Genomic DNA, 26,245 nt, shown 5'->3' on the forward strand with positions numbered 1-26,245 from the left:
ATGCAAAAACAAAAGACTGTACTCAAAGCCCATAATACAGCTTAAAGTACAGCCCATTCATCCCGATTTATAAATATATCACTTAACACGCAAGCCTGTCCTCCATATTCTTATCTCAATATCCCCTTAACCTTTTATATCTATACTATGAATCTATATCCCGCTACCCATACAGTCTCAATATACTGCGGATTAGATATATCCGATTCTATCTTATTTCTTAATCTTGCTATATGAATTTATATCTTATTAGTTCCGTGCCTTTATACAATGCTCTGCGGGTTCTCTTGAATCCAGTTTGACTACAGGGGCTTAGAAATAAATCTTTTAAATTTTCTATAACTGTAGTAGAATCTTCAGTGTAAAACTCTAGCATATATGCTTCCTCCTATCATTAAGATTGGGCGTGCTTTTTTAATGATAAGTTAGCATGATTACTAGAGTTTTTCTATTTGTAAATAATGCTATTGATTTTAACTAGCATAATAACTTAATTTAAAATAACAAAATAATATGATATAAAACATAAACTGCAGCAATTAAAATTAGAGTAGCTCCTGCAAGAATTCCAACAGCCTTGATTGGATTCTTAACTTCATTTTCATCATAGTGTTTTGAAGCTCTGTTAGACTTTTCTTTAACGATATTGCCTGTCATAGCATGAATTCCCGAGTAGTTTCTTCTTGTCTGTTCCGATACTTCTTTTCCCTTGTCTTCTGACACAAAACCATCCCCAATACTTATTTACCAAATTATAACATACTGGAATATAAAATCAAATGGGATTTCCTGTCAGCATCTATTTATTTCTTAGCTGCAGCATCCTTTGCTTTGTAAAAAAGCTTCTTTTGCTTCATATAGTCAATAGCCTTGGTTTTATTCCTTTGCTCTGAAACATATTCTCCCTCGTTCTTAACTCTGTAATAGTAATTAAACCTTTCCTCAGACAAGATCCCTACTGAAACTGCTTCTTTAACTGCGCAGCCAGGTTCAATAGTATGAGTACAGTTAGAAAATCTGCAATTCTTAGATAATTCCAGTATATCCTCAAACTCATCCTCTAAGTTTTCTACTGAATCTAAAATTTCCAATACCTTTTTATTAAATCTCACCCTTCAACCACCTTATATAACTTAATAATACCTTACAGTTATTAATTGAGAAGAATTATTTTACCCAGCTGACTACATATTCTGTATTTTCGTCCAAAGCTTTAATGTCAGGCTGAACCTTCTTAAAGCTTCCGTTAATACCAGCTTCTTTTAAAGTTAAATCAAGATGGCACATAGCAATCCCAATATCTACTCTCTGCATATCGAATCCCATACCCTTGCTGTAACCTGGTGTATGTTTAATATAGATATGAAGGCTGTCCCCTTCTTTTACTATTCTCCAAGGCTGCTTGTTTGAAGCTGAAGGAGCAAGTTTTACCATTTCTAAAGCATCTTTATAAACTCCGGCTTCACTTTCTGTCAAAGTCTTATCGAAGCTTTCATTATAGAACAATTCTTCAAAGCTTTTTCTGTTCTTTGAACCTGCTACAGTTCTCATTAAAGAACCTATTACTCCTTCCTTTTCTCTAGGGTAGCCTATTGGTGTTACTATAGGTAAAATTTCATTTCCTTTTAGCTCCATCGCTTTTGCAAATTCTCCCTTTTTAAAAGTCCCTCCAAGCCAGCAGGTTCCAAGACCTATAGAAGTTGCATATAAAACAAATTGCTCCAGTTCATAGCCAAGCTGCTCCAAACTCATTCCCTCATTATTAATTGATGTTGCTACAAAGGAGGATACACCTCGTATAATTCCATAGGTGCCAAGCTTAACATCCTTGCTTTCAAAATCTTTAATGTCTACAAGCTTATAGCGAACCTTAGAATCAAAAGGTCCCTTTAAGTTTATAAGACACTCTTCCAAGCTGCTTTTTAAGCTGCTATCCATAGCTTTTGAGTCATAAGATCTAACTGATATTCTTTTCTTTATTATCTCTGTGACCGGTTTATTAAAAATCATACTATTTTCCATTAATACCTCTCCATTTCTCTGGTTATTTAAATATATATAATATTATATTCAACAAATATAAATATCAAGTTTTAAAGTAATCAGACAGAAAATTAAGCGCCTGAGGTCTTTGACTTAATAATTTCTTTTGTATATTAATCTCTAGTAAAACGCGCGGCATGTCTAATCAAGTATTTGCAGCATTCCTGAAGGCAGCTCCGATTGAACTTATTTTATACTTAATTATTCTTTCATTCGTTTATAAAATCTTAAAATTATATTTGCAGGAAACAACCTCTGCTCAAATAGTATTGCTGCTGACAAAGCAGCTTCGACTAATCCAATGATAAAAAATATAACATGCAGTGAGACTACAGCATTGAGCATTATGCATTGAACAATAATCCAAATTACTAAAGCCCAGCTAAACACACTGCTTATATAACCAATAAATTTTGACCTAAGATAAATCATTACAGAACTAAAGATGCTGCCAAGCCCTATAACACTAAACAAAATAATACCTGGAATAAGATAATTATTAAAAGGCGAATTTTTCAACGCATCTGCCGGCATTCCTCCTGGCCCTTGGGGATTAAGAATAGCCATCATACCTCCACCAATAGCTCCAATCCCTACAAATAGTTGTAATGCAAATAAAAAGCGATAAACCACTTTCATTTTTATACCCTCCCCAATAAAAATAACTGTATAAACTTAATTACAATCCATCAACAGCTAACTTATAATACTCTCCAACCAAATTATACCATACATTTCTAGCTAGAAGTGTCCTAAAAGTAAAGTTATTGTTATTGTTTTTTAATACAAACTTCTGCTATACAAAAACAGTAGTTTTAGAAGCAAAAGTAAGAAAACACATTAAAATCACCCCTTCATTGGCGTGGTGTCTGGTTTTTATAGTAGGTGTTATGTGTTTAATCACTGCCTTCATGGGGTTTGGTTTTAATAATATAAGAAAACCTTTATAAAAGTTGCCAGTAAAGCAGATGTTTTATGAGCTCATATTAGAGCTCTTTTTTATTAATCAAATATCATCGCTAAAATATTTTGTTTTAATAAGGAGTAATAAGAAAATGCAAGTAATTCTATGTAATACTGAGCTTAAGTGTATCTGTCATACAAAGTAAGCCATCAAAACCAAATATGTAAATTTAATTAACTTGTTATATAGTATAATATAACCTATAATATATTTATAATAATTGCTTTTATATTTAGCTTGTTATTAAAATGTAAAAGTAATAAATTAATAAATATTGAGGGGATTTATATGTGGTCTAGAAAAGAATTAAAGGACAGAGCTAAAACGGTTTTAAGCAGGATTTATTGGAGTGCATTTGGAGTTAGTATAGTCATGGCCTTAGCTGGCGCCAACGATGGCTGGGGCGGAGGCGGAGGCTCACACTCTAGAGATTCAAGAGAATCTTTTTACTCAAATATCCATAATGGTAATTATGTAAACTGGGATCTTTTAACTATGGTATTGGTTGGGGCTTTAGTAATAATTGCTCTTCGTATTTTTATCGGGTATTGCTTAGAAGTAGGCGGAAGACGATATTTTGTTCAATCTGCTCAATACAGAGATAATAAAAGATGCTTTAGTTTCAGTTTTGATCAGGAAAACTATATGCAAATAGTAAAGACAATGCTTTTAAAAAATATTTTCATTTTCCTTTGGAGTCTGCTATTAATAATACCAGGTATCATAAAATCCTATGCTTACAGTATGGTGCCATATATTCTTGCAGACAATCCTAACATCGGTGTAAAAAAAGCCATTGCTCTAAGTAATGAAATGACTATGGGCTACAAATTTGATATGTTTGTATTAGACTTATCCTTTATCGGATGGTATTTGTTAGGTGCATTAGCTTTTGGAATAGGCATATTGTTTGTAATGCCTTATGAGAATGCTACAGATGCCGAGTTGTATTTGATATTAAGAAAAAATGCTTTAGAAAGCAACTTATGCATCAGTGAAGATTTATTATTAAGTAATCCAATCACTGTTAATAATAATATATGGTAACAATAAATAATCTAAAAATGTTTAGTGCTGGCATCACTAAGCATTTTTTATTTACATTATAAAAATCAGCTAATTACATTTTCATGCTTATTTCCTTGTGACAGTATACCCTTTCTTCTCCAAAAGTTTAACCACAGAATCATCGCCAATGAAATGCCCGAGTCCTGCCACAACAAAGTAGCTGTCATTAGTCTTTAGATATCCATCTATTTTATTAGCCATGCCTATATTTCTATCCACAATCATTTTTTGATAGATTTCGGGATCTTGCTTATTAGAATCTACATTTAAGTTAATCAAAGCATTTTCATCTCCAGCTTTATAAGCATCATAAAGTTTCTTAAAATTATCATTGCTTTCAGCTAAATACTTAATGTCTGAAAAAAACAACTTTTCCTGCTGTTCATCAGTAAAACTATTTAGCAAATCGAGCTGAAAGTCCACACTTTCAAGTTCCAATATCTTCTTCCTATTTTGAGCTTCATTTAAGAAATATGAGTCAACTCCAGCTTCTGAAGAATAGCCTGACTTTTTCAGCTGAGCTTGCATAATAGTAGATTCAATCACCCAAAGCTTCATCTTCTTTAGGTTATTCATGTCCATCCCAAGCTCCTTAGTAAAGGTATCAAGTTTTTCATTTCCCTCTTTTGAAATATGATTATAAACATCATCATTTTTAGAATAAAGCATCTTGCTTTGTGACTTATTTGTATTAGCACTTTTATTAGCATCGACCTCAACAACAAGGTTGTTTGAACTTCTAAAAGCATCTTCTACTGTTTTTTCAAAGGGATACATATCCTTTTGCGCTATGTGTATTGATCCAAATAGATATACAGTAGCCTTATCATTTTTGATTTCCCATATACACCCCTTTACATCCCCATATTTCTTCTCTCCCAATGGCGTAAGATCACCTGAAGTCTGATTTGACTTACATCCGGTGAGCAGCGTTACAAGCATTACAAAGATAATAGAAATAATTAAAAATATCCTTTTCTTTTTCATAAATTTTCCCCCATACAATATAGTTAACATTAACATTAATAAGTACATTATAATACTTACAATAATATATAGTAAAACTTACTATGTGGTTATAATTGATAAAATATGGATAATCTTAGTCTACATCAAAGCGTTAGCATGCTTAATCTCACCTTATCTTCTTTTATTGATGACTATACGCGTGACAAGCACATCAAAATTCTAATATCAAATCAGTAAAACTCTCACTTATTGTCAAATGATTTGTCTAATTAATTTAAAATTAAATGTAAAGCCCACTTGACACTAAATGTAAAGCATACTATACTATAAATGTAAAGCTTACTATACTTTTGAAAGGTAGTGATAATTTGCAGACTAAAATACAGGATTTGCGGAAAGCAAGAAAAGTAACTCAAAGTGAGCTTGCAGATGCAGTCAATGTAACAAGGCAGACAATAATATCTTTAGAGAACGGAAAATATAATGCATCATTGGTTCTGGCACATAAGGTTGCTCAGTTTTTTGGAGTTTCTATTGAAGACGTATTTATTTTCGATAAGGAGGATGAGAATTTATGAAAGAAATTTTTTGCACAACTACAGCAAAAACTAATGATGAGTATAGGGAAGTTATTAAAAAACGCATGAGAACTATGGTGTTATTAATCATTATAGGTTTTATAACTGCACTAGTCGGTTTTGGAGCAGAATCTTATTTAAAGCTTTCAATTAATGAGCATATGCTTGGCGTTTATACCGGAGTTGGCACAGGTCTTTTTGTAGGAGGAATAATTTTATGGATAAAGAACAAACTTCTGCTTGGTAACGAGGATAAGTTAAAGGAAAGCCGACTTAGTAATACTGATGAGAGAATTCAGGAAATTGGAAATAGAGCTCTTCGCACTGCCACTTATGTAATAATTATAGTGATATATGCAATTGCATTAATAGGTGGACTATTTAATCAAATATTATTCCAAGCTTTTATGTTTGTTATCTTTACCTTCATAATAGCTTATGCAATAGCCTATAAGTACTACAATGGTAAAATGTGAGGCAGTATTATGAAAAATAAAATATTGAGTTTTTGTTCAATTGTTGGCCTATTTGTTTTTCTAATATATAAGCTAGCAAACCATTATGTAAAAATTAGTGATGCAGTTGCTTATCCTATGTTTATAGTCTCAGTTTCACTAATGCTAATAGGAACCGCTTATTCAGGCTGGTGTTTAGGAAAGCATAAAAATCCCTTTAGCAGATAAGACTAATAATTAAAAATGGCTGCTCCCTTCCTAGAAGAGAGCAGCCATTTGACCAGCTTTGCATTTATCTCATTAATTAAATTGAAGCAATTATACTATCGGCAAGATCATCTATTGAACTTGCATTTTCTTCTTTAAGACTTGAGCTTAAAGATATCTCATTATCAAGAATTGTCATTTCTTTCATTTTGCCTAATAGCTCACGCATTAACTTTCCTGACTGAGGTGCCCATGAGCCGTTCTCAATAAGTGAAACAGTACGCTTTTGCAGATTCAGCGCCTTCATATCTATTAAGTAATCATGCATAGGTGGATAAATATTAAGATTATAGGTTACTGAAGCAAGAACTAAATGACTGTATTTAAAGGTTTCTGAAATTAAATATGATACATGAGTTTTTGATACATCATACATAGCTACGTTTGTTATTCCTTTTTCTACAAGCTTTGTTGCCAAGTAGTTCGCTGCAGCCTCTGTGTTGCCATACATTGTTCCGTAAACTATCAAAACTCCCTTTTCTTCAGGCTCATAACGACTCCACTTGTCATACTTATCTATAAAATATGCCAAGTCATTGCGCCATACCGGCCCGTGCAAAGGACAGATAATTTTTATATCAAGTGTACTTGCCTTCTTAAGCAGAGTCTGAACATGAGGCCCATATTTTCCTACTATATTTGTATAATATCTTCTAGCATCGTCAATCCAATCTCTCTTGAAATCTACCTCATCGTTAAACAGCTTTCCATCTAAAGCCCCAAAGGTTCCAAACGCATCAGCTGAAAACAGTATTCCATCCTTTTTATCATATGTCACCATAGCTTCAGGCCAATGTACCATTGGAGCAGTCACAAATACAACCTCATGTTTTCCAAAGGACATTGTATCCCCTTCTTTTACTACTATTACTCTGCCATCTATGTTGAAGCCAAACTGACGCATGAAAAGCTGAGCTTTTTCAGTACATATTATTTTTACATCCGGATAACGAAGTAATACTTCTTCAATGGAAGCTGCATGATCTGGCTCCACATGGTTGATTACCATATAATCTATAGTTTTATCTCCTATAACACCATGGATATTTTCAAGAAATTGACGGCAAATTGACCAGTCAACTGTATCAAAAAGTACATTTTTTTCATCTAAAAGCAAATATGAATTATAGGAAACTCCTCTTGGAATAGGATGAATGTTTTCAAATAAAGCAAGACGTCTATCATTTCCCCCAATCCAATATAAATCTTCAGTTACTTTTCTAACACAATGCATCGATTTTCTTCCTCCTTTTGTCGGAAACACTGAGCAATTAAAGATTACTCGTTTCCACTCGCTAATTGCTCGTTAAAGGTCATTTAGACCTTTAACCTCTTAAAAGCATAGTTATGTCATCTATAATATTAATTATACTTCTATAAACATATTCTTGTCTTCCCCACAAGCAGGGCAAGTCCATTCTTCAGGAAGTTTTTCAAATAACGTACCTGGAACTACTTCTCCCTCTAAATCACCTATGGCAGGATCATATTCGTAACCGCAGCCATTGCAAGCATAATGACTCCAAGAAGGAAGTGCTTTCTTTTGTGCAGGCCTCTTCATTTTCTTCATAGGCGGTGCTTCCTTCTTTGTTTCTCCATTATCCAGAGCAGCAGTTAAAAGCGGCAGAATTTCAACTAAGTCGCCAACTATACCATAGTCAGCATTTTTGAAAATTTTCGCATTAGGATCAATATTTATAGCCACAATTGTTGATGCATCCTTTATGCCTTTTAAATGCTGGCCCGCTCCTGAAATACCACAGGCTATATAAAGGTTTCCATTAAACTTTTGCCCAGACATTCCAACGTAACGGTTAAGTGGTAAGTATTTGAGTGTTTCGGCCACAGGACGAGAAGATCCTATAGCAGCACCTGCTTGGACTGCCAAATCCTCTATAAGCTTCATATTTTCCTTCTTTCCTATGCCTAGACCAGCACTTACTACTCTTTCAGCCTTGCTTATAGGAGTATCAATTGGAATTCCAACAGTAAAATCATAGCCTTCTGCCTTAAGAGCATCTACAAGAGCCTTTACTCTTTCTTCAGCAGTACCCTTCTTGAAAATTATTTTCTTGCGTTCTCCTGTTATAGGTCCTTGCTGAACAGCCTTAACTACACTCTCGTTCTTAGGAAGTTTACCTATAATCTGAGATGATATAACAAGTCGTTGAATTTCATTAGTTCCTTCATATATTGTACAAATCTTAGCATCCCTGTAGGCTCTTTCAACCTCCATACCTTTTAAATAACCGCTCCCGCCAAATATTTGAAGGGCATCGTTTACAATTTCAAGACAAACATCTGAAGCATATTGCTTAGCCATAGCAGCTTCCATGCCGTATTTTTCATGGTTTTCCTTAAGTTCGGCAGCGCTGTATATGAGCAATCTTGCCGCTCTAAGCTTTGTTGCCATATCAGCCAGCTTAAAAGCAATAACCTGCTGCTGGCAAATAGGTTTTCCAAATTGAATTCTTTCCTTCGAGTACTCTAGTGCATGTTCATAAGCGCCTTGAGCTATGCCCAATGCCTGTGCTGCAATACCGATACGACCGCCATCCAAGGTAGACATGGCAATTTTAAAGCCTTCACCTTCCTTGCCAAGCAGGTTTTCTTTAGGTACCTTTACATCGTTAAAGATAAGTTCTGCAGTTGCTGATGAGCGAATTCCCATCTTGTCATAATGCTTTCCAAAGCTAAAGCCTTCATAGCCCTTTTCTACAATAAAGGCACTGATACCGCGAGTTCCTATATTGGGCGTTGTAACTGCAAAAACAATGTATATATCTGCCTCCCCACCGTTAGTAATAAAAATCTTTTCACCATTTAAGATGTAGTAATCTCCATCTAAAACAGCAGTTGTCTCTGTTCCTCCTGCATCACTTCCTGCATTCTCCTCAGTAAGGCCAAAAGCTCCAAGATTCTCTCCCTTAGCTAGCGGAACCAAGTATTTGAGCTTCTGCTCCTCTGTTCCATAAGCTGCTATTGGATACGTACCTAGTGATGTATGGGCAGAAAGAATTACTCCTGTTCCACCATCCACCCTTGATAGCTCCTCAACAGCAATTGCATAACTTATTACATCCAGGCCGGCTCCACCATATTCTTTTCCATAAGGTATGCCCATCATTCCCATTTCAGAAAGTTTTTTTACAGCTTCTGATGGAAACTTGTTTTCCTGGTCCAGCATAAATGCAATAGGCTTGACCTCTTCTTCTGCAAACTGTCTAATCTTCATTCTCAAATCTTCATGCTGCTCTGTAGTTTTAAAAAACATAAATTTTCCTCCCTTCACTTGGAACACTAGTAGTCTAAATTGACTGCTTTAGCTTGCAGACTACCGTTGAAATCCATTAGGATTCCTACTTCCTTTTAAGCAATGTACTTTCATGGATATATAATTATGAAAGTTGATAAACAGCCCAGTCTTTAATAGATAAATTTATCTATTAAAAGGCACTTTTTAATTTTTGCTTTAGTTTTGAAGGTCATCTAATCAGGCTATTTTACAACTTTTATCACATTATGATATATATTGTATAATCATAACCATTATTCTTTATCATACTTTTTTCTGAAGCTGAAAAACTTGAGTCTAAACTTTGTATGTACTTCAGACAAAAAACAAAAAGGCTGATAGAAGTTTATTCCTGCAGCCTTAATTATCAGTATTTTAACTTTAAGCTTCTATTAATCCCTGCATACTATAATTAAAATGATTATTTTAAATTTTTTGTCTGGTAATTATTTTTATTATACCATATTATGTATTGATAATAAAAGTTTCGTTCCAAAAAATTTCTAAAATTAAAGACGTATATAGCTTAGTCAAAAATAAAAATTTTAGGTACTTAACAAAGTAGTATTCCAATAGTATCATGATAAACTTAAAATTCTACTCTTCTTATTCTTCTTGAAGCCATAGGTAAATCAAAGCAATCCAGCGCTAAGAGTTCTTCAATGGCACAGCTGCTTATATTTAAAGTATCATTCTGCACACTAGATCTAGTTTATTTATTACTAATTATAGGAGGCACTGGCGGCATATGTATTGGAATTAGCTTATTCAAAGTTTCTTTAAATTTAGAAAGGTTTGTAAGCAGCTCTTAAGCTTTATAATAAGATATGAGTAACCAATAAAAAAACTTATCGCGATATCTTCTTTTCATGATAAGAAGATATCGCGATAATAAATTTAATTCCCTATTTCAATAACTTTTCATTATTAGGTTTATTCCTTAACTATATTTTTAAGAGCGTCTTGTATATTTCCTTCGTATTCTCCACCATGATAACAAATTATTTTTTGTATATCGTATCTAAGAAGTTTTGCAACAGATTTTTTAGCTTCTTCGATATCCAACGTATACTGGGCAGCTGCAATTTCTAATTTTCCATTTTCTATTACAAGAGCATCTCCGCTGATTAATGTTTTAAACTTTCTTAGATAAATTGATATATGACCTGGCATATGTCCGGGTGTTTCAATAATTTCTATACCTCCACACCAAGGAAAACACTCTCCATCCTTAACAGTTATATCTACCTTTACATTTTCAACAGCTTTCAATATGCTTTGAAATATCTTTCCAAACTCCTGCTGCTCTGGCGGCAGAGTCGGCTGTATTTGTTCAGCCTGCCTAAGTCGCAAAGATTTTTCTATCCCTTCTATATATAGAGCATCTTTTTCATGAGCAATAATATCTATATTTGGATACTTCTTTTTAATAGCAGCAAGACTACCCATATGATCATGGTCATGATGAGTAATAATTACTTTTGTTAACTTAGTAAAATCTATATTCATTTTATTAGAAGCCTCTTCTAACATTGGGAGAAAATTCGAGTATCCGCAGTCTATTAAAACCATCTCATTTTCACTATTTAGTATAACAGGATATATTGCATCCTCTCCATTTCCAAAATTATAATCAATTTTTAAAACAACTATATTGTCCAAAAACTTTCTCCTTTCAGTCGGAACACTGGGCAACTTAGCTTACTCGTTTCCACTCGCAAGTTGCCCGTTGAAGTCCATTTAGGACTTCAACCTCCTCAAATATAAACCAGCCTTGCCAGAAAGTATTGCGCATTCGTTTTATATATTGATTATAATCTGTAATTTTATATATTGCCATAACTAAGATGTAACTATATGAAACAAAAGTAAATGTATGGTATAATTTGTTTATATTTACCTAATTAAAGATTGAAGAACAGAATGGAGTGATTTTATGTCCAGAGCAAATGACAGAGAGATAGTTAGCCTGCAGTATAATTCAGATAAGAACTTACATGCAAGACAAGCCCTTCATAGAGGCTTTAGTACAAACAAATATGGATGGGAAAATTGGGTATTTGACCAATACATATTTAATCCTAATGATAAAGTTATTGAATTTGGCTGTGGAAACGGAAGTATATGGGCACATAATAAAAATAAACTGCCAAAGAACATTGAGATAATACTTACAGATTTGTCAGAAGGAATGCTTAAAACATCAAAGAATAACCTTTCAGGAGTTAATCAGATAGTTAATTATTGTACTATGGATATACAAAACATTGAATATGAAAACAATTCCTTTGATTGCGTCATTGCCAATCATATGCTTTATCATGTTCCAAACAGAGATCTAGCAATAAGCGAAATTGCTCGTATACTTAAACCAGAAGGAACCTTTTATGCTACTACTAACAGCACTTATAGTTTGGCAGGTCTTAAGGATTTAGTGAGAAACTTTGATTCAAGACTTGATTATGCATCTTTTTCTGTTGCAAAGGAATTTGGCTTAGAAAATGGCATCGAGCAGTTGTCTAAGCATTTTGATTCTGTTGAAAAGGCAGTATATGAGGATTCTCTCCATATAACAGAAGCAAAGCCTTTAGCAGATTATGTTCTGTCTTTAGAGGGTCATGTAAACATTCACGATATAATGACCGAGAATAAAATAAAGGATTTTCATGAGTATTTAGAAGAAATGATTTTAAGGGATGGAAGCATTGATATACCTAAATGCAGCGGAATATTTATATGTAAAAGGCCCAAGAAATGAAAATAATAGAGTAAATTTAAAAGGCTAAGGGAATTCTAAAAAGATTTCCTTTAGCCCTTTTTATCTTGTTATTCTTCAAATTCAAATAATTCTTCAACTGCAACTCCAAATATTTTTGCTATATCCATAGCTAATTTTAAGGAAGGATTGTACTTTCCACCTTCAAGGTGAATTATTGTTTCACGACGTACTCCTACCAATTCTGCTAATTCACTTTGTTTTATATTATTCTTATCTCTGTAGTATTTTATCTTAGTCTTTAGCACCGGCATCTTTCAATCCCCTTCTATCGTAATAAACAAAAAGTGTATATCTCAAAAATGTAATGAAAAATAGAAATATAAGAATAATTAAACAAATATTATCTCTTGTAAGTTTTATTCTTTCTTGAAATCCAGGTGCTCCAATAACAACCGCTAATATCAGCAAGCCTATTAGTACAACATTCCAAATTATACGGTAAACCTTACCCAAGGCCTTCTCCGCAGATTCATCAACCTTTTCCTGCCTAAAAACTCCTGTGAAACCGCACAAAACCAATGCTGCATAGTAGATCCACATAAAAATACTCTTATACTCCTGAGGTATGATATTGGCTTTGCTTACAATAAATACAAGCGCTACTAAGAAGAAGATCATCATGTTAATAAAATACTGATGTGACAGCCTTACTGTTTTTGTTCTCATAATAAACCTCCTAATGTTATATAATTATAACCTCTATGTTATAATTATATAACATGAAAAACATAAAATCAACCATTATTGTTATATATTTATAACAATTTTCATTATTTACCTTATTGGGTACCTAACGCTGCTTCAAACTGAAATTTATTCACTTATCTGTTCTAAGATTACTCTTCTCTTATAAAAACCATGTCTTTTGTAAAAATCTAATACATTTTCATTTCCTTCAGCTACGCCGATAATCTTAGTTTTTACCTCAGCATTATCTAACCACTCTACTGCCCTATCCATTAGTTTGTCTCCTAGACCGTACTTACGATATTCTTTTTCAACAAAAAGAGACTCAATTTCCCCAATTAACTCTTTATTAACAGTGCTTATGCAATAGCCTATATATGCATTTGTTTCTAGCTCTTTAATTAAATCAACTTTGACTTCTAAATTATTATCATTAACAAACTTACCTTTTCTAACATCAAATTTAAGATTCTTAAACTTATCCTTAAAATAAACTGATTTAGATTCATGATGTTTATTTAATTTTTCCCATAACGGTTGTACATAATCAAGTAATTCTATACTTCCAGTCATAAATTCAAATCTATTCATGTTTAATTCTCCCCTGCATTTAAAATAGTTTATTGTTTCATACTAATATATCCGAAAGTTAATTTGACTTAAGCCATTCTTCTTCCAATATCGCATATTCGTAAGCATCATGCCATTTGGGTTTTCCGTCTAAGTCTCTTTCAAAGAAAGCTCTTTTTTTGTAATACCCTTCTCTACTCATAGAAAGTCTCTCCATTAGCCTCCAAGATGCTGTATTTTCTGGGTTGCATCTAGCTATAATGCGATGAACGCCAATTTCTTCAAAGGCATATTGAAATATTTTTAGGCATGCCTCAGTAGCATATCCCTTTCCATAATATAACGGATTAAAAACATATCCAATTTCCCATGTCATAAATTCTTCAGGCTCCTGCTGACTAAAATAAAGGTTGCCTATCATCTTATTATTTTCTTTAAGGCAAACAGCCCAAAAATCATTATTTCTTGAGCGGTTTACAGCCTCTTTTTTAGCTTCTTCTTCATTAAAAACTCCATATGGTTCATACTTGATTACTTCTTCCTGAGAAAGATATTCGTATAAATCCTTCCAGTCCTCATAGGTAAAGTTTCTAAGTACTAATCTTTCTGAATTCAAAACCCTCATATTATACCCCCATGCCATTTCTTGTAAATATTAATTAAATTGTACCATATTCTTTAAAAAGAATCTTATTTGGCTGAATATTTTTTGAAAGCATGTCCATAATTATAGAAGATATAGTAATAAGTTTTATTAAGGGGGTAAAAGATATGAAAAAGATTGTTGTTAAAACCTCAAATAAGAAGCCATCCAAAAAAAAGGATGGAAAATATATAATGTGCGTCGGCAAAAACTTTTAACTTATAGTAAATAAATAATTATAATGATGAGAAAATATAAATCGCTTCAATACAAAAACCTATATTCTACTCCACACAATAAAAGCAAGAGAATCTTTTCTCTTGCTTTTATATTTATAATTTATTCTCAAACACTTTATTTACCTGTTCGAATTAATAATATTAAAATAAGAATTTACTGTTAAAAAATAATAAATCATGTATATAGCTGTGTAGGCACTGACCGTTATAATTATAGGCAGTGTTAAGTTTATTCTAATCATTTGCGCTAAAAGTGTTGAAGCTACTAAACTGTGTAGTATACCAATTACTAGAGGCAGTGCAAAGACAACAAATATTTGTTTGCTTATGGAAGCTTTGATTTCTTTACTTGTTACACCTATATTTTTAAGAATCTTATATCTGTTTTTATCATCATTGGCTTCTGATAACTGTTTAAAGAATATTATACTTCCTGTAGCTGCTAGAAATAAAAGTCCCTGGAATGCGCCTATAAAAACTATTAAGCCTGAATAAGTGAGGCCTCCCCTGTATTCTGAATAATAGGCTGAAAATGTTGATGAATCTCCTTCAGTTTTAGGAAGCTGCTCTGTTAATAAAGCTGTAAGCTCTTTTGTAAGGGCTTCACTATCTTTTTTATTATCAGTAATATATCCTTTTATTCTATAATTATTGTCTTTTGTATGATATTTATTATAAACTTCGTCTTTTACAACAACGGAGTATCTCATCAGCCCAGAATTTGAGAGCGCATATGGTTTAAAGTCTACAACCTTTATAGGAAACTTCTCGTTATTCTTGTTTATTGATATGTTTTTTTCTGTATGATCATAGGCCGATGTAAAATTTAAAATCTGACCAAATACAACTGCTTCACTGCTGTCTTTTAGCTTTATATTATCCTTTAATCCTCGTGCATTTGCAATTTCATTATACTTGCTTTCCGATATTATATAAAAACTAGTCTCAGAAGTTTTATTTTTTGAGGATGAATTAAATAGATCAGGCCACTGTCCGCTTACTTTTGCATAATTCATCTCTACAGAATTAATAATTTTATTTTTAGGATATTTTGTAATAACAGCTTCTACCTTTTTATCTATAGAACTGTCATTACTGGCATAAGCATAAGTAAACCCGTAGTTTTTTTGCAAATTTACTGAAAGGTCGTAATGAAAACTCGCAGATACCTCCATAGCTGTAAGTGTAGCAGCACTTAATACTGCAATTACGGCCAGGGTTCTTGCGCTAGCTTTAATTCTGTACGATAGCTGCGAAGTTCCTATCATGTTAATACCTTTATAGTATTTTCTCTTGTTTTTCTTCGAGAGCTTAATAACTAATAAAGTTAATGAAGAAAAAAGCATAAAAGTTCCTATTACAGTGAGTACCAAGGTTATAAGTATAGCAAAAGCAGTAAATCCTGACACAGGCCTTGTATAAATAAAGTATCCTATTCCTATAAGTATAATAGAGAGTACAGATTTTAGTATAGAGGTCTTTGGTTCATTATCCCCCTGAGTCTCTGCCTTAAAAAGCTCTATAAGCTTAAATCTATATATAAGCCTGTAACTGTTAACTGATGATATTAAAAATAATACAGTAAATACAATTGTGGTATTGGAAATAGCCTTTAAAGGTATCATAAACTTAATGCTAGCCGAAAATCCCATAAGCCTTACCAAAAGCATTATAAAAAGCTTAGAAAGTAAACCTCCAATAAAAATACCGGTTGCTAGTGCGGCTATGCCCATAACAATATTTTCATAAAAAAGCATTCTTCCTATTTGTTTTTTTCTTATTCCAAGAAGAGAATAAAGAGCTACTTCCTTTTTTCTTTTCCTTATAAAAAAAGAATTGGAATACCAAATAAAAATCGCAACAAATACTGCAATGACAATAGCTGATGCTTTAAATACACTGGAAAACTGTACAGAAGCTCCCACAACCTCTTGAATTTGTGTATTATATTCTATTGAAGTAAAAGTAAAATAAATCATTATACTGAATACCATTGACATAAAATATAAGAAATAATTGTAAAAGTTCCTTTTAATGTTTTTAAAGGAAATATCAAATAAACCCATCGTTTTCTAAGTCCTTTCTCATTTGTTTTAAACTATAATATTATTGTATAAAATTATAGTTATTCAATCCATGTTTCTAACTTACATATCCTTATGCATTTCTTACATTTTTGTCACTTGGGACAAAATTAGAGTGCCATTTTAATATAGCACTCTATCTATAATAGCTTAACGTTCAATTTTTTCAGCTTATCTCTAATTTCATCAGCAATATCCGTATCAGTAATTACAACATCGAAATCTTCCAAAACTGCAAATCTATATGTACTGTCAACATTGAATTTTTCCTTTTCAACAAGCAAAAATACTTCCTTGCTGTTTGAAACTATAAGCTCTTTAACATTTCCATCCTCTAATGAGGCAGTGCCTACACTACCTGTGATTAAATTAATGCCTGCACTTCCTAAAAAACCTTTGTTAAATATGTATTTGGATATACTCTTAAGTACTTCTGATCCCATAACTCCACCGGATTTATTATCATAAACTCCGCCTATACATATTATCCTAGAAATTTCATTGTCCTTAAAAAGCGGCGGAATTAAAACCATATTAGTAATCAAAGTTATTTCTTTGGTGCTTTCAGCAATTAATTTGGCTAACATAAAATTTATACTTGAAGCTTCTAAAAAAATCACATCTCCATCTTCTATTAAATCAAAAGCTTTTTTAGATATTATCTCCTTGCTGTTTAAGTTTTCATTCATTCTCGAAGTTATAGGACTGCTTTTAGAAATCTCTCTATTTAAAATAGCTCCTCCGTAGGTTCTTCGAATATAGCCTTTCCTTTCCAGGCCTTGCAAATCCTTTCTTATCATACCTTCTGAAACATTAAAAAATTTACTTAACTCATTTACCCTTACTCTGCCATTTTTATTAAGCATGTCTAAAATCTGTTCTATTCTTTCTTCAGTAAACATTTAGGCACCTCATCGCTTATTCTCATTTAGTGTTACTCTTGATTATTATTATAACATTAGTATTAATATTCACAAAAACATCTTGAATAATAACTTCAAATAATATAAAATGATAATAAATGATAATAACCACTAACAAGTGATAGTAAAATATATTTTTATTAGGACATATAATTTAGCGTAATAGGGTAATGCCTAGCGAAATACTTTATATGTTTAGGCATCTTCAAAAACAGACTGTACTTTCAGTCTGCTTTGAAGATGCCTAATTTATTTTAGCTTATTCAAATATAATCTAGCGAATCAGCATGCCTCTTACCCCTGATTAAAGACCACTAACCTGTAATCTGTAGATATTTTATGGAAAAACATGTATTCTATAAGCAAGGAGGCTGATAAGATATGAAAGTGGAAATACGGCACGTCAATTCTCCAGAAGAGGAATGTGCAATTCTTAATATTTTTGAAAATCACACTGGAATTGCTAAACTTAAGGATATAATTGAAACAGAATCCTATCAAACGATAAAAATTTCTTGTTTTCTGGGGGATCAGATATATTCAATTTCCTGTGAACACATTCTATTTATTGAAACTATACAAGAGATGCTGTTTGTTCACACCGGCAGCAAAATATACGAAGCTAAAAAAAGATTATATGAATTAGAAGAAATTCTTCCTAATAATTTCGCACGAATTTCCAAGTCGGTAATAATGAATCTTAATCAGGTGGAGCACTACAGTCCGCTTGCAAACGGACTTATGAAAGCATCATTTTATAACGGTGAGGAAATCTATATATCCAGAAAATATCTGCGTCTTCTTAGATCAAAGATAGGAGGTAAAAATCATGACGAGAGAAGATAAAAAAGAAATTATTATAAAGGGGTCTCTCTTAGGAGCTATTTTATTTGTAAGTACTTTTATATATTTAGTTATTTATGGCAGCATACAATCCTTAGTAAATATAGGTACTTTTTTTGTTCCAATTCTTTTAGGCTATTCTCTAATTGGTATTATCATCCGATGGCTAGTGTACCGAAGTGCTCTAAAAAAGGAAAGTTCCCATCTATTTTCAGGTGTTGCTTCTTATTATTGGGTATGGATGCTCTGTATAGTTTTTAGTGTCTGCGCTTATTTTATACCTCAGGCTATTCGATATATAATTCTTACAAACGCAGCAGTATTATTATTAGTTTGGGTTTTGGATTATTTATATTTAAAGAACATTGCTAAAGAATTAAATTCCGGTCTTAAATATCACAGAGTAACACTTGTTGAAGATTTGTTATCAAGACCTAAAACAGAAAATATGTTTATGGAGGAAATAGAAATTTACTGTAATAAGAATCATCTTACTTTAGAGGTTATTGAATACGGAATGCCTGCAAAAATCAAAATGGATAATACACCATACCTCGTAAAACTCGGGCAGTATTATTCCATGGTTGGAACTGTCGTGTATACTCTAGAGTTTCGCAGTATACTTTCTAATGCTGTAAATAGTAACAGTTAAGGGGATATAATTATATGGGAATGATGAATAAACTTAAAAAATATTTTCTGACATCTAAGTCCTGGGTAATTGATCTCAAAGATTGTACTTCGATTCCTTCCAGCAGTACAATTATAGAAACTATTCAAGATTGGGCTTTTAATAACAATAAAAAAATAACATTTATAAGTACCGAGAAGCCTGTTACTTTTATACTTGAGGAAACAAAATATATAGTTAATATCAATAAAGAACGTGGTGCTTATACTTTGTATATTACAGACAACGATTCTTATTCTGATATAAAAGAACGCTTTAACATCAAATAACCACTTTATAAAATTGTATATCGTTTCTTGAATACTATTATTAGAAATAGAAAAGCTGCTGCACTCTAAATATTTACTTAGTTGTGCAGCAGCTTTTTCCATAAAAACTAATTTACTTTACTAATTTGATAATCGTAAATCATCTTAGAAATATGTCCTATAACCTCACTAGCATTTGAAACCCCTTGTGTATACACAGATAAAATATAAGGATTTTCAGTATACACTATTCCCACATCGTTGACATAATTGCTGTAATCACCAATCTTATGAGCTGCTATTTCCTGAGGTATATATAAATCTATTCTATCGTGAAAATCTGTAATTTTCATATTTGTGATAAGCTTACTGTAAAAAGGATTGTTTTCCGGATTACTGTATAGAAGCTTTAATAATGCTGTTTCATCATTTGCAGTTATATAATTTTCTGAATGATCAGTTGCATGACCTAATTTTTCATCTATAAGATTACGCATATTCTGATATCCCAATTTCTTTATTATCATATTAGTTGCAATATTATCAGAATGCAATATGGAATAATCACTTAAAGTCTGAATAGGAATAGGACTTATTAAACTCTGTCCCTGAAGAATTCCAGTTCCTTCTTCGTAGCAATCAGGAGTGTACTTAAGAGATTCTGATGAACTTATTTGGCCCTTTTGGAACATATCGTAAAGAACCATATTCATCTGTACCTTAACAGTACTTCCTGCTAAAAAAGTTTTATCTCCATTTATAATAATCTGTTTTCCTGAATTTATATCATAATAGGATATTCCTACATTATCAATATTCTTTCCTAAATAACTCTTAATTTGATCTTCAAGAGCTTGTCTCTTTTGTTCGTTCTGTTTATTTATCTGCAGCCTCAGCTTTTCTTCGTTAAGTTTGTCCCGTTCTTCCTCATAACTTAAACTATTATCATTTGAAACTGCTGGAGGGACCGACTGATTGGATACTTCACCGCTGGCTTGAGCTGTCTTCTTTATTTTTTTAACATATGGATCAAACCCTGCAGCTGATACTATGATTAAAACTATACCTATAACTAAAAGGCTTAGTCTTATTAATCTTTTCTTATTCAAACCTCTTACCCCCTCGTATTCCTTAAGAGTCCATAAAGATTATTAATCTTTATGCCCCTTGATATTTAACTTCCAACACGACATAGAAAATGATAACAGGACAATGTGTGAGAAATATAGCTATATTGTTAATAAATTGTGAACATAATGATTTTTATATCTACTGTGTACTAATGTTAAAAAAGCAAGAGTAAGATTTAAGAAGAATCAATTTAGTAAAATTGAGAGGATTTATGCTGAGAAATAACTTTTATAGATATAAACATAATAATTTCATGAGATATAAGCTTTTATTAATTCTAATTGCTATTGTTGCAGGGATCAGTATAATTCTGCTATTTCCCCACCTTATTAGAAATACTTATAACGTAACTGTTACAAATAAACAAATAATAAACCAGAATAATGTTAGCTATTATTATATTTATACTGAAACGGAAGATGGAGAATTAAGAGTATTTGAAGATGCTAATAATTTCACTGAATTAAAATTCAATTCAGGTGACTTATATTGGGCAATGGGGATTAATAGAAAATATGAAATAAAGGTTTATGGCATAAACATGCCAATATTCTCTCATTATCAAAATATTGTAAAAGTAAAAGGAATAGTGAAATAGACCATACAAAAACATAGGGTGAACCACCCTATGTCTTCTTTTTATTATTTATAATCTTTTAACAGAAACAGCCTGCCTCGCCCCCATTTCTTTTGAAGCACCGTAGTTATATTTAGGTGCCAATTCAAAGGCATAATCAAATCCGTATTGCTGTGGATTATAATTTTCTATTGCTTTACATACACTGTCAATTGCCTTACCAAAGTCATCTTCATTTTCAAAAGGTTCGCTCTGAAAATACATCATACTACACTCCGGAAGATCTATGCAATCACACCCTTCTGGAATCTTACCTTCATAATTAAATGGAATCTCAACTCCAGCAGCACAGTTAGTAGTTCCATCTGTTATAAGCTTTTCCGGGAGCTCTAAAATAGCTGCATTATCCAATCTGCATTCTATACTGTTAAAAAGTCCCTCCCAGTCGCATCCGCATTCTTCACAAAAACTCCAATAGTCCTGAGCCTTCTTTGCACGCATAAGCAGCAATTTTATTTTTGGTCTTTCAACTATACTTACAGTACACAATGTTATTAAGTTTTCCTTTTCCATATTTTCTTCCTCCTTACTATTAAGATAGGAATAGTAATGCTTAATGGGGTACTGAACAAAATATTTTACCGGCGGTTTCTCTCGTCTGTACTTTTGCGGCGTTATTCCAAACTCACTAGAAAATGCTCGTATAAATCCTTCATGAGTATCGAAATGAGTATCAAAAGCAATATCTAATACATTTTCTTTACTCCTCAGCAAATTCTTTGCACCATCAGTTAAACGAATTGCCCTTATATAATCAGAAGGCGTTCTACCTAAAAGTTCTTTAAAAATACGAACAGCATGCCGCAAGGAATAGCCAGATGCCTCTGCTATATCACACAGCTTGATTTCTTCATCTATATGACTTCTAATATAATCCTGCATTCTCTGAACCGCAGCTACCTTTTCCCATTGATTCATTACTTTTTCCTCCCTTTGGTCGGAAACACTGAGCAATTAAAAATTACTCGCTCTCGCTCGCTAATTGCTCGTTAAAGGTCATTTAGACCTTTAGTTCGGGGTTGCTTAACATGCTCGTTTCCACTCGCAAGCAACCCGTTAAAGGTCATTTAGACCTTTAACCCTTAAAGAAAATATATCAAATTTCAACTTTATTTTCTTGACCTAAAAAGACAAGTTTATATATTCAATGTAATATCAGTTTTTTCACAAATTTAAATTGCTATTGGCTTTTGCATTTTCTTAAATACTCCATCATATTAATATCTTCACTTTGATTGTAGTTGTACCCGAAATGTTTTGAAACAATAAGTGTAATATCTCTGAACAACTCACATGCTTCAAATACTGACTCCCAAAGGTTATTATAATTGCTATCTGAATAAGTCCTTGAGTACATTTCATAAAACTTATTTGGTAGATAGTTCTTAAAATACTTGCCCTTCTTTCCAGCAGATACAGAGAAATTAGTGTTGATGCCAATATACCATTCAAGCATTTTTATAAGCATATCTCGTACAACTACATTAAACATCCACATGGCATAAGGTAGCTCATCTCGTGCAATACCTTTTCCAACATTATTCAAGCACCACCAGAATTCATTGCAGCAGCCTTTAAACTGAAGCTCTGTGGGTCTTTTTACCCAGTAATCTTCATCAGTTGGAGGTGATGTTTTAGGCAGGCAATCGTCCTTATCCAAAAGAGGCATATTAAGCCTTTCCTTTGAATATTCATTTAGCATTTTTTCTTTAGTTTCTATTCCCAAATCGATCCGGCTGCCATCTTTAAAAAGCATCAACCATGTATATGAGCTCTTAAAATCACGTTTTATGCCAAAAGAAACATCAACCAAGTCAGGTTCCTGCACTATTGCTATATCTCCAAACACTGAAATCCAGTTTTTATCTTCTAAAAATGATTTTGTTTCAGTAACTACATAACCGATGTCATAATCTTGGTATATATCTTTCTTCACCTTTGAATTAGTCCTCGAACCACTAATATAAACAGCTCTAATACGTTCATCCTCTTTCGCTATATTAATTATTAAGTTCAGTATTTCTTCTTCGCTTCGCAAGCTATCCCCCCTAACTCAATATTCTTTTGAACTCATTAAAATCTCTTATTACACGATGACTTTTACAAGTTAGTCTATTATAAAGATATGATTTTAAGTCTCTGCACATTAAAACCGATTTAATTCCTAGCTTTGCTGCACCATCGCAATTTTTAATGCTGTCATCAATAAAAATTGCTTCTTCAGGCAGAATTTCAAGTTCCTCAATAGCTGCTTTATACATCAGTTCATTGGGCTTTGTAATTCCTTTTATTGAAGAGATAATGAAGGATGAAAAATACTCTCTCATCCCTACCCTTTTAAATACATTCTCCAACGAAGGCCATGCATCCGATACTATTGCCAGCTTATATTTTTTACTTAGCTCTGGTATTACCTCAATTGAATCCTTATAGAATTGATATTTACTATAGTTATAAACCAAATCTTCAGCAATTGCTCTTATTTGATTATCCTTTAATTTTAACTCAGGAAGCTCACTTGAAAATATCTTGTAATACTCATAGAAGTGAAGGAACTCTTCCTCTTCTGTAATTATTAAACTCTGTTTTGAAATATAATCGCTCGCTTTGTTAAATGCCGCATTTCTTTGCTTTGTATCTATAGCTTTAAATATATTTTCATCTACATAGCTAAAAAAATTAGGGGTTATGAACCAATGTCCTGTAATCGGACCATTAAGCACCTTCCCCGAATCAATTAAAATTGCCTTTATTTTATTGTTATTTATTTTTTGTTTCATAATATCCTCAGTCTTCAATAACTTAATCTCAATATATCTTGGTCAGTGACTCTAATATCTTTTTAACTATATGAATAGAATTAAGAGAAGCATGTACACAATTTTCTTCAAATACCTCTGCTCCAGAGTTTTCTTCAGTATCCGTTATAGATCTTATTGCTATGAAAGGAATTTTATTAACATAGCATACATGAGCAATACTTGCTGTTTCCATATCAACGCAGAGAGGATTATATTTTTCTTTTATTTCACTACGTCCCTTGTCACTTATAAATGCTTCCCCAGTAACTATCCTTCCAAAAAATATTTTTTGAGGAAAAGCATTCTTACCAGCAATTTCTCTGCACGACTCTAAAAATTCATTATCTGATTTAAAATATACGCTTTCCATCCATGGATGATATTCAGTCAAAATTCCTTCAGCAACATCATGATAGGCTATTTCAGTTGAGATTACGGTATCTCCAATTTTCAACCTATTATCTATTGCTCCCGCTACTCCGGTTACAATAATATGTGTAACTTCAAATTTATCTATCAGTATTTGAGCTGCAATAGCAGCATTGACCTTGCAAACTCCACAATATAATGCAACAACCTCTAAACTTTCATATCTTCCGCTGTGAAAAGTTAACATTGCAGAATTTGTTACCTTTTTATCTGGTATTTGTTCAATAAAAGGCATAATTTCATTTTCTGATGGCCCGATAATTCCAATTTTCATAAAAGTAACCTCTTTTAATCATTTAAAACATTACTTATATTATATAATACAAATATTGTAAATACTAGCACCACCTCACAAACATGTTAAACCATTATTCCTCATAACAAACAATTGGTGTACCATCTTCTATATTTTCAAAAATAATTTTAGCTAAATATATAGGCGTATTTACGCAGCCATGGCTTCCGTAATTCTTATATATATCCCCTCCAAAAGAATTTCTCCAGCTTGCTTCGTGTATTCCTGTATTTCCGAAGAAAGGCATCCAGTAAGTTATATAGGTTGAATACCCAGGTCCTTCTAAAATAGCTCCTTTTTGTTTATAATTAAGCATAAAAACTCCAAGTACAGTAGAGTACCCTTTCCTTACATTTCCTGATACTATGGGTCCTTCAGCTATAACTTTTCCATTTTTATAAAACCATAAATGCTGCCTTGTTATATTAATTTCTACATAGGTATTGCCTATTTCATTTTCACCTCTAGGCAGAGACTTCTGAGCATATATGGGTTCTTTTTCAATCACCGCTCCTTGTTTAATATTCTCCAGCAATGCCTTTACTTCAGCCTCCCGATTAATTTTCCACCCATAAAGTCCGTCTTTAATTTCTACTGTTTTACTTACGGAAGTTTTAAATTTTCTTGTTATTCCAACTGTATCGTATTTTTTGCTTAGTTCTCTTACATATTTCATGGCAGCTATTTCACTTAATACTACATCTAGATTTTCATCAACACTGAGCCAATTATTTATCGCATTTCCATCTAATGTTTCTTTTTTGTCTTCAAATATATAAGTTATATTTGCTTTTACATACTTATCGAGCAAACCTTTTGTTTCCGAAGTCTTTCTAGAACTTAAAGTATACCTTGGATTAAAGTAGCAATTCTTTTCATTTAAATCTAATTTTGTTTCACCTTTTAATACACAAAATTGTATACCAGCTTTTAATTCATCCTTATTGACTTTATTTCCATATACTTCTTTAACTATCTCATAGGACCCATTTGAATATTTAAAACTTACATTTTGCGGTTCTATAACAGGTTTATGCAAACAACTTAGCTCATTTATTTTGTTCTCCAAAATGTTTCCATCGTAAACAAACAAATCATCTATGTAATAATTTTGTTTCTTAAATAGTGAACTAATCCATTTAAAGGCACTTTTACAATGATAGATTTTAGAAATACTGTTTTTTTCATTGTATTCCATTCCTATGTCTTGTCCAATAATTGTTTCTACTTCTCCGCCTCTTTCTATTAATTGCAGTTTATAATCTTTAACATAGCTTTTAATTATATCATCAGCATCCTTATGCGCCTTTAATGATACATTTACTCCATTTATTACTGTGTAAAAAAAGAAGTGATTTGCAAAGTATGCTGAAGTAAGAATATAAATCAACAGTATTGATGCTACAAAAATAGCAAGATTTCCAAAAGCCTTGGATTTAAAACTAATTTTTCTCACGATATTTTAAACCTCTCATATAAACATAGTAACTATATATAGTTTAAACTATGATTATATTTTTGCTTTTAAAACCTAATATTTAAATATTGGATCTATAGTTTCATAAAAATACAACACATAAAAAAGAGCTGCCCTAAAGCAGCTCAT

Annotated in this window: 30 protein-coding genes and 1 pseudogene; 9 read left to right on the plus strand and 22 right to left on the minus strand. The window is 32.3% G+C overall.

The features are described 5' to 3' along the window. Positions 1-140: 140 nt before the first annotated feature. The 6 genes and pseudogenes from JK636_RS00900 to JK636_RS00925 form a co-directional block, all read right to left on the minus strand. Positions 141-239, minus strand: a pseudogene (locus tag JK636_RS00900) (winged helix-turn-helix domain-containing protein); the annotation flags it as partial. After that, the gene (locus JK636_RS00905) at positions 230-376 is read right to left on the minus strand and encodes a hypothetical protein (protein ID WP_202747405.1); all 147 of its coding nucleotides are present in this window, start codon (positions 374-376) and stop codon (positions 230-232) included. The pseudogene JK636_RS00900 and the gene JK636_RS00905, both read right to left, overlap by 10 nt. 119 nt (positions 377-495) lie before the next feature. After that, complete coding sequence (locus JK636_RS00910; protein ID WP_202746953.1) at positions 496-723, minus strand: hypothetical protein; 228 nt, start codon at positions 721-723, stop codon at positions 496-498. 80 nt (positions 724-803) lie between these two features. Next, positions 804-1,112 carry a hypothetical protein gene (locus tag JK636_RS00915; protein WP_202746954.1) on the minus strand — a complete coding sequence of 103 codons (309 nt, stop codon included), beginning with the start codon at positions 1,110-1,112 and terminating at the stop codon, positions 804-806. Between the two features lie 55 nt (positions 1,113-1,167). Next, on the minus strand, positions 1,168-2,022 hold the full coding sequence (locus tag JK636_RS00920) for a nitroreductase family protein (protein WP_202746955.1): 855 nt from the start codon (positions 2,020-2,022) through the stop codon (positions 1,168-1,170). Positions 2,023-2,244: 222 nt separating this feature from the next. Then, positions 2,245-2,682 carry a hypothetical protein gene (locus tag JK636_RS00925; protein WP_202746956.1) on the minus strand — a complete coding sequence of 146 codons (438 nt, stop codon included), beginning with the start codon at positions 2,680-2,682 and terminating at the stop codon, positions 2,245-2,247. Between the two features lie 613 nt (positions 2,683-3,295). Here JK636_RS00925 and JK636_RS00930 point away from each other — a divergent pair. Further along, the gene (locus JK636_RS00930; protein WP_202746957.1) at positions 3,296-4,054 is read left to right on the plus strand and encodes a DUF975 family protein; all 759 of its coding nucleotides are present in this window, start codon (positions 3,296-3,298) and stop codon (positions 4,052-4,054) included. Positions 4,055-4,141: 87 nt separating this feature from the next. Here the strand turns inward: JK636_RS00930 and JK636_RS00935 are convergent, their stop codons facing one another. After that, complete coding sequence (locus JK636_RS00935) at positions 4,142-5,062, minus strand: TraB/GumN family protein (protein ID WP_202746958.1); 921 nt, start codon at positions 5,060-5,062, stop codon at positions 4,142-4,144. Between the two features lie 350 nt (positions 5,063-5,412). Here JK636_RS00935 and JK636_RS00940 point away from each other — a divergent pair, with 350 nt between their 5' ends. Genes JK636_RS00940 through JK636_RS00950 form a run of 3 tightly spaced genes read left to right on the plus strand, consistent with a single transcriptional unit; the run spans position 5,413 to position 6,305 of the window. Beyond that, the gene (locus JK636_RS00940) at positions 5,413-5,622 is read left to right on the plus strand and encodes a helix-turn-helix transcriptional regulator (RefSeq protein WP_202746959.1); all 210 of its coding nucleotides are present in this window, start codon (positions 5,413-5,415) and stop codon (positions 5,620-5,622) included. Continuing rightward, a complete protein-coding gene (locus JK636_RS00945; protein WP_202746960.1) occupies positions 5,619-6,098 on the plus strand; it encodes a DUF6442 family protein in 480 nt (159 codons plus the stop codon). Before JK636_RS00940 ends, JK636_RS00945 begins: the two co-directional genes overlap by 4 nt. A gap of 9 nt (positions 6,099-6,107) precedes the next feature. After that, the gene (locus tag JK636_RS00950; RefSeq protein WP_202746961.1) at positions 6,108-6,305 is read left to right on the plus strand and encodes a hypothetical protein; all 198 of its coding nucleotides are present in this window, start codon (positions 6,108-6,110) and stop codon (positions 6,303-6,305) included. Between the two features lie 76 nt (positions 6,306-6,381). On the opposite strand, the gene JK636_RS00955 is transcribed toward JK636_RS00950, so the two are convergent. The 3 genes from JK636_RS00955 to JK636_RS00965 form a co-directional block, all read right to left on the minus strand. Next, positions 6,382-7,578: an FprA family A-type flavoprotein gene (locus JK636_RS00955; RefSeq protein WP_202746962.1), complete on the minus strand. Its 1,197-nt coding sequence runs from the start codon at positions 7,576-7,578 to the stop codon at positions 6,382-6,384. A 132-nt stretch (positions 7,579-7,710) separates the two neighbouring features. Then, positions 7,711-9,618: an acyl-CoA dehydrogenase family protein gene (locus JK636_RS00960; protein ID WP_202746963.1), complete on the minus strand. Its 1,908-nt coding sequence runs from the start codon at positions 9,616-9,618 to the stop codon at positions 7,711-7,713. Positions 9,619-10,572: 954 nt separating this feature from the next. After that, positions 10,573-11,301, minus strand: a complete 729-nt coding sequence (locus JK636_RS00965; protein ID WP_202746964.1) for an MBL fold metallo-hydrolase — start codon at positions 11,299-11,301, stop codon at positions 10,573-10,575. A 274-nt stretch (positions 11,302-11,575) separates the two neighbouring features. Here JK636_RS00965 and JK636_RS00970 point away from each other — a divergent pair, with 274 nt between their 5' ends. Continuing rightward, positions 11,576-12,397, plus strand: coding sequence for a class I SAM-dependent methyltransferase (locus JK636_RS00970; RefSeq protein ID WP_202746965.1), 822 nt, complete (start codon positions 11,576-11,578; stop codon positions 12,395-12,397). Positions 12,398-12,465: 68 nt separating this feature from the next. Here JK636_RS00970 and JK636_RS00975 read toward each other — a convergent pair whose 3' ends face one another. The 6 genes from JK636_RS00975 to JK636_RS01000 form a co-directional block, all read right to left on the minus strand. Beyond that, complete coding sequence (locus JK636_RS00975; RefSeq protein ID WP_202746966.1) at positions 12,466-12,669, minus strand: helix-turn-helix transcriptional regulator; 204 nt, start codon at positions 12,667-12,669, stop codon at positions 12,466-12,468. Beyond that, positions 12,650-13,084, minus strand: a complete 435-nt coding sequence (locus tag JK636_RS00980; RefSeq protein ID WP_202746967.1) for a hypothetical protein — start codon at positions 13,082-13,084, stop codon at positions 12,650-12,652. The genes JK636_RS00975 and JK636_RS00980 overlap by 20 nt, the downstream gene beginning before the upstream one ends. Before the next feature lie 147 nt (positions 13,085-13,231). Then, the gene (locus JK636_RS00985) at positions 13,232-13,696 is read right to left on the minus strand and encodes a GNAT family N-acetyltransferase (RefSeq protein WP_202746968.1); all 465 of its coding nucleotides are present in this window, start codon (positions 13,694-13,696) and stop codon (positions 13,232-13,234) included. Positions 13,697-13,754: 58 nt separating this feature from the next. After that, the gene (locus JK636_RS00990; RefSeq protein ID WP_202746969.1) at positions 13,755-14,300 is read right to left on the minus strand and encodes a GNAT family N-acetyltransferase; all 546 of its coding nucleotides are present in this window, start codon (positions 14,298-14,300) and stop codon (positions 13,755-13,757) included. 376 nt (positions 14,301-14,676) lie between these two features. Then, a complete protein-coding gene (locus tag JK636_RS00995) occupies positions 14,677-16,536 on the minus strand; it encodes an FtsX-like permease family protein (protein WP_202746970.1) in 1,860 nt (619 codons plus the stop codon). A gap of 245 nt (positions 16,537-16,781) precedes the next feature. After that, positions 16,782-17,543: a DeoR/GlpR family DNA-binding transcription regulator gene (locus tag JK636_RS01000; RefSeq protein ID WP_202746971.1), complete on the minus strand. Its 762-nt coding sequence runs from the start codon at positions 17,541-17,543 to the stop codon at positions 16,782-16,784. A 402-nt stretch (positions 17,544-17,945) separates the two neighbouring features. On the opposite strand from JK636_RS01000, the gene JK636_RS01005 reads away from it, so the two are divergent. Genes JK636_RS01005 through JK636_RS01015 form a run of 3 tightly spaced genes read left to right on the plus strand, consistent with a single transcriptional unit; the run spans position 17,946 to position 19,367 of the window. Continuing rightward, positions 17,946-18,410, plus strand: coding sequence for a LytTR family DNA-binding domain-containing protein (locus JK636_RS01005; protein ID WP_202746972.1), 465 nt, complete (start codon positions 17,946-17,948; stop codon positions 18,408-18,410). After that, positions 18,394-19,059 carry a DUF4318 domain-containing protein gene (locus JK636_RS01010; protein WP_202746973.1) on the plus strand — a complete coding sequence of 222 codons (666 nt, stop codon included), beginning with the start codon at positions 18,394-18,396 and terminating at the stop codon, positions 19,057-19,059. The genes JK636_RS01005 and JK636_RS01010 overlap by 17 nt, the downstream gene beginning before the upstream one ends. A gap of 14 nt (positions 19,060-19,073) precedes the next feature. Further along, positions 19,074-19,367, plus strand: coding sequence for a DUF4318 domain-containing protein (locus JK636_RS01015; RefSeq protein WP_202746974.1), 294 nt, complete (start codon positions 19,074-19,076; stop codon positions 19,365-19,367). Between the two features lie 107 nt (positions 19,368-19,474). Here JK636_RS01015 and JK636_RS01020 read toward each other — a convergent pair whose 3' ends face one another. Then, positions 19,475-20,455 (minus strand): serine hydrolase, encoded by a 981-nt coding sequence (locus tag JK636_RS01020; protein ID WP_243428083.1) that lies wholly within the window; start codon positions 20,453-20,455, stop codon positions 19,475-19,477. Positions 20,456-20,688: 233 nt separating this feature from the next. On the opposite strand from JK636_RS01020, the gene JK636_RS01025 reads away from it, so the two are divergent. Further along, positions 20,689-21,075 (plus strand): DUF1523 domain-containing protein, encoded by a 387-nt coding sequence (locus JK636_RS01025; protein WP_202746975.1) that lies wholly within the window; start codon positions 20,689-20,691, stop codon positions 21,073-21,075. Between the two features lie 48 nt (positions 21,076-21,123). Here the strand turns inward: JK636_RS01025 and JK636_RS01030 are convergent, their stop codons facing one another. The 5 genes from JK636_RS01030 to JK636_RS01050 all read right to left on the minus strand — a co-directional run bounded on the left by JK636_RS01030 (position 21,124) and on the right by JK636_RS01050 (position 26,095). Next, on the minus strand, positions 21,124-22,032 hold the full coding sequence (locus JK636_RS01030) for a helix-turn-helix transcriptional regulator (protein ID WP_202746976.1): 909 nt from the start codon (positions 22,030-22,032) through the stop codon (positions 21,124-21,126). 262 nt (positions 22,033-22,294) lie between these two features. Beyond that, entirely contained in the window at positions 22,295-23,152 is an 858-nt protein-coding gene (locus JK636_RS01035) for an aminoglycoside 6-adenylyltransferase (protein ID WP_202746977.1), read from the minus strand. A 10-nt stretch (positions 23,153-23,162) separates the two neighbouring features. Further along, positions 23,163-23,894, minus strand: a complete 732-nt coding sequence (locus JK636_RS01040) for an HAD-IA family hydrolase (RefSeq protein WP_202746978.1) — start codon at positions 23,892-23,894, stop codon at positions 23,163-23,165. A 28-nt stretch (positions 23,895-23,922) separates the two neighbouring features. Continuing rightward, positions 23,923-24,618 carry a 5'-methylthioadenosine/adenosylhomocysteine nucleosidase gene (locus tag JK636_RS01045; protein WP_202746979.1) on the minus strand — a complete coding sequence of 232 codons (696 nt, stop codon included), beginning with the start codon at positions 24,616-24,618 and terminating at the stop codon, positions 23,923-23,925. Between the two features lie 94 nt (positions 24,619-24,712). Beyond that, positions 24,713-26,095, minus strand: a complete 1,383-nt coding sequence (locus tag JK636_RS01050) for a L,D-transpeptidase family protein (protein ID WP_338025709.1) — start codon at positions 26,093-26,095, stop codon at positions 24,713-24,715. Positions 26,096-26,245: the final 150 nt, after the last annotated feature.

The organism is Clostridium rhizosphaerae, from assembly GCF_016765585.1.
Lineage (GTDB): Bacteria > Bacillota > Clostridia > Clostridiales > Clostridiaceae > Clostridium_AT > Clostridium_AT rhizosphaerae.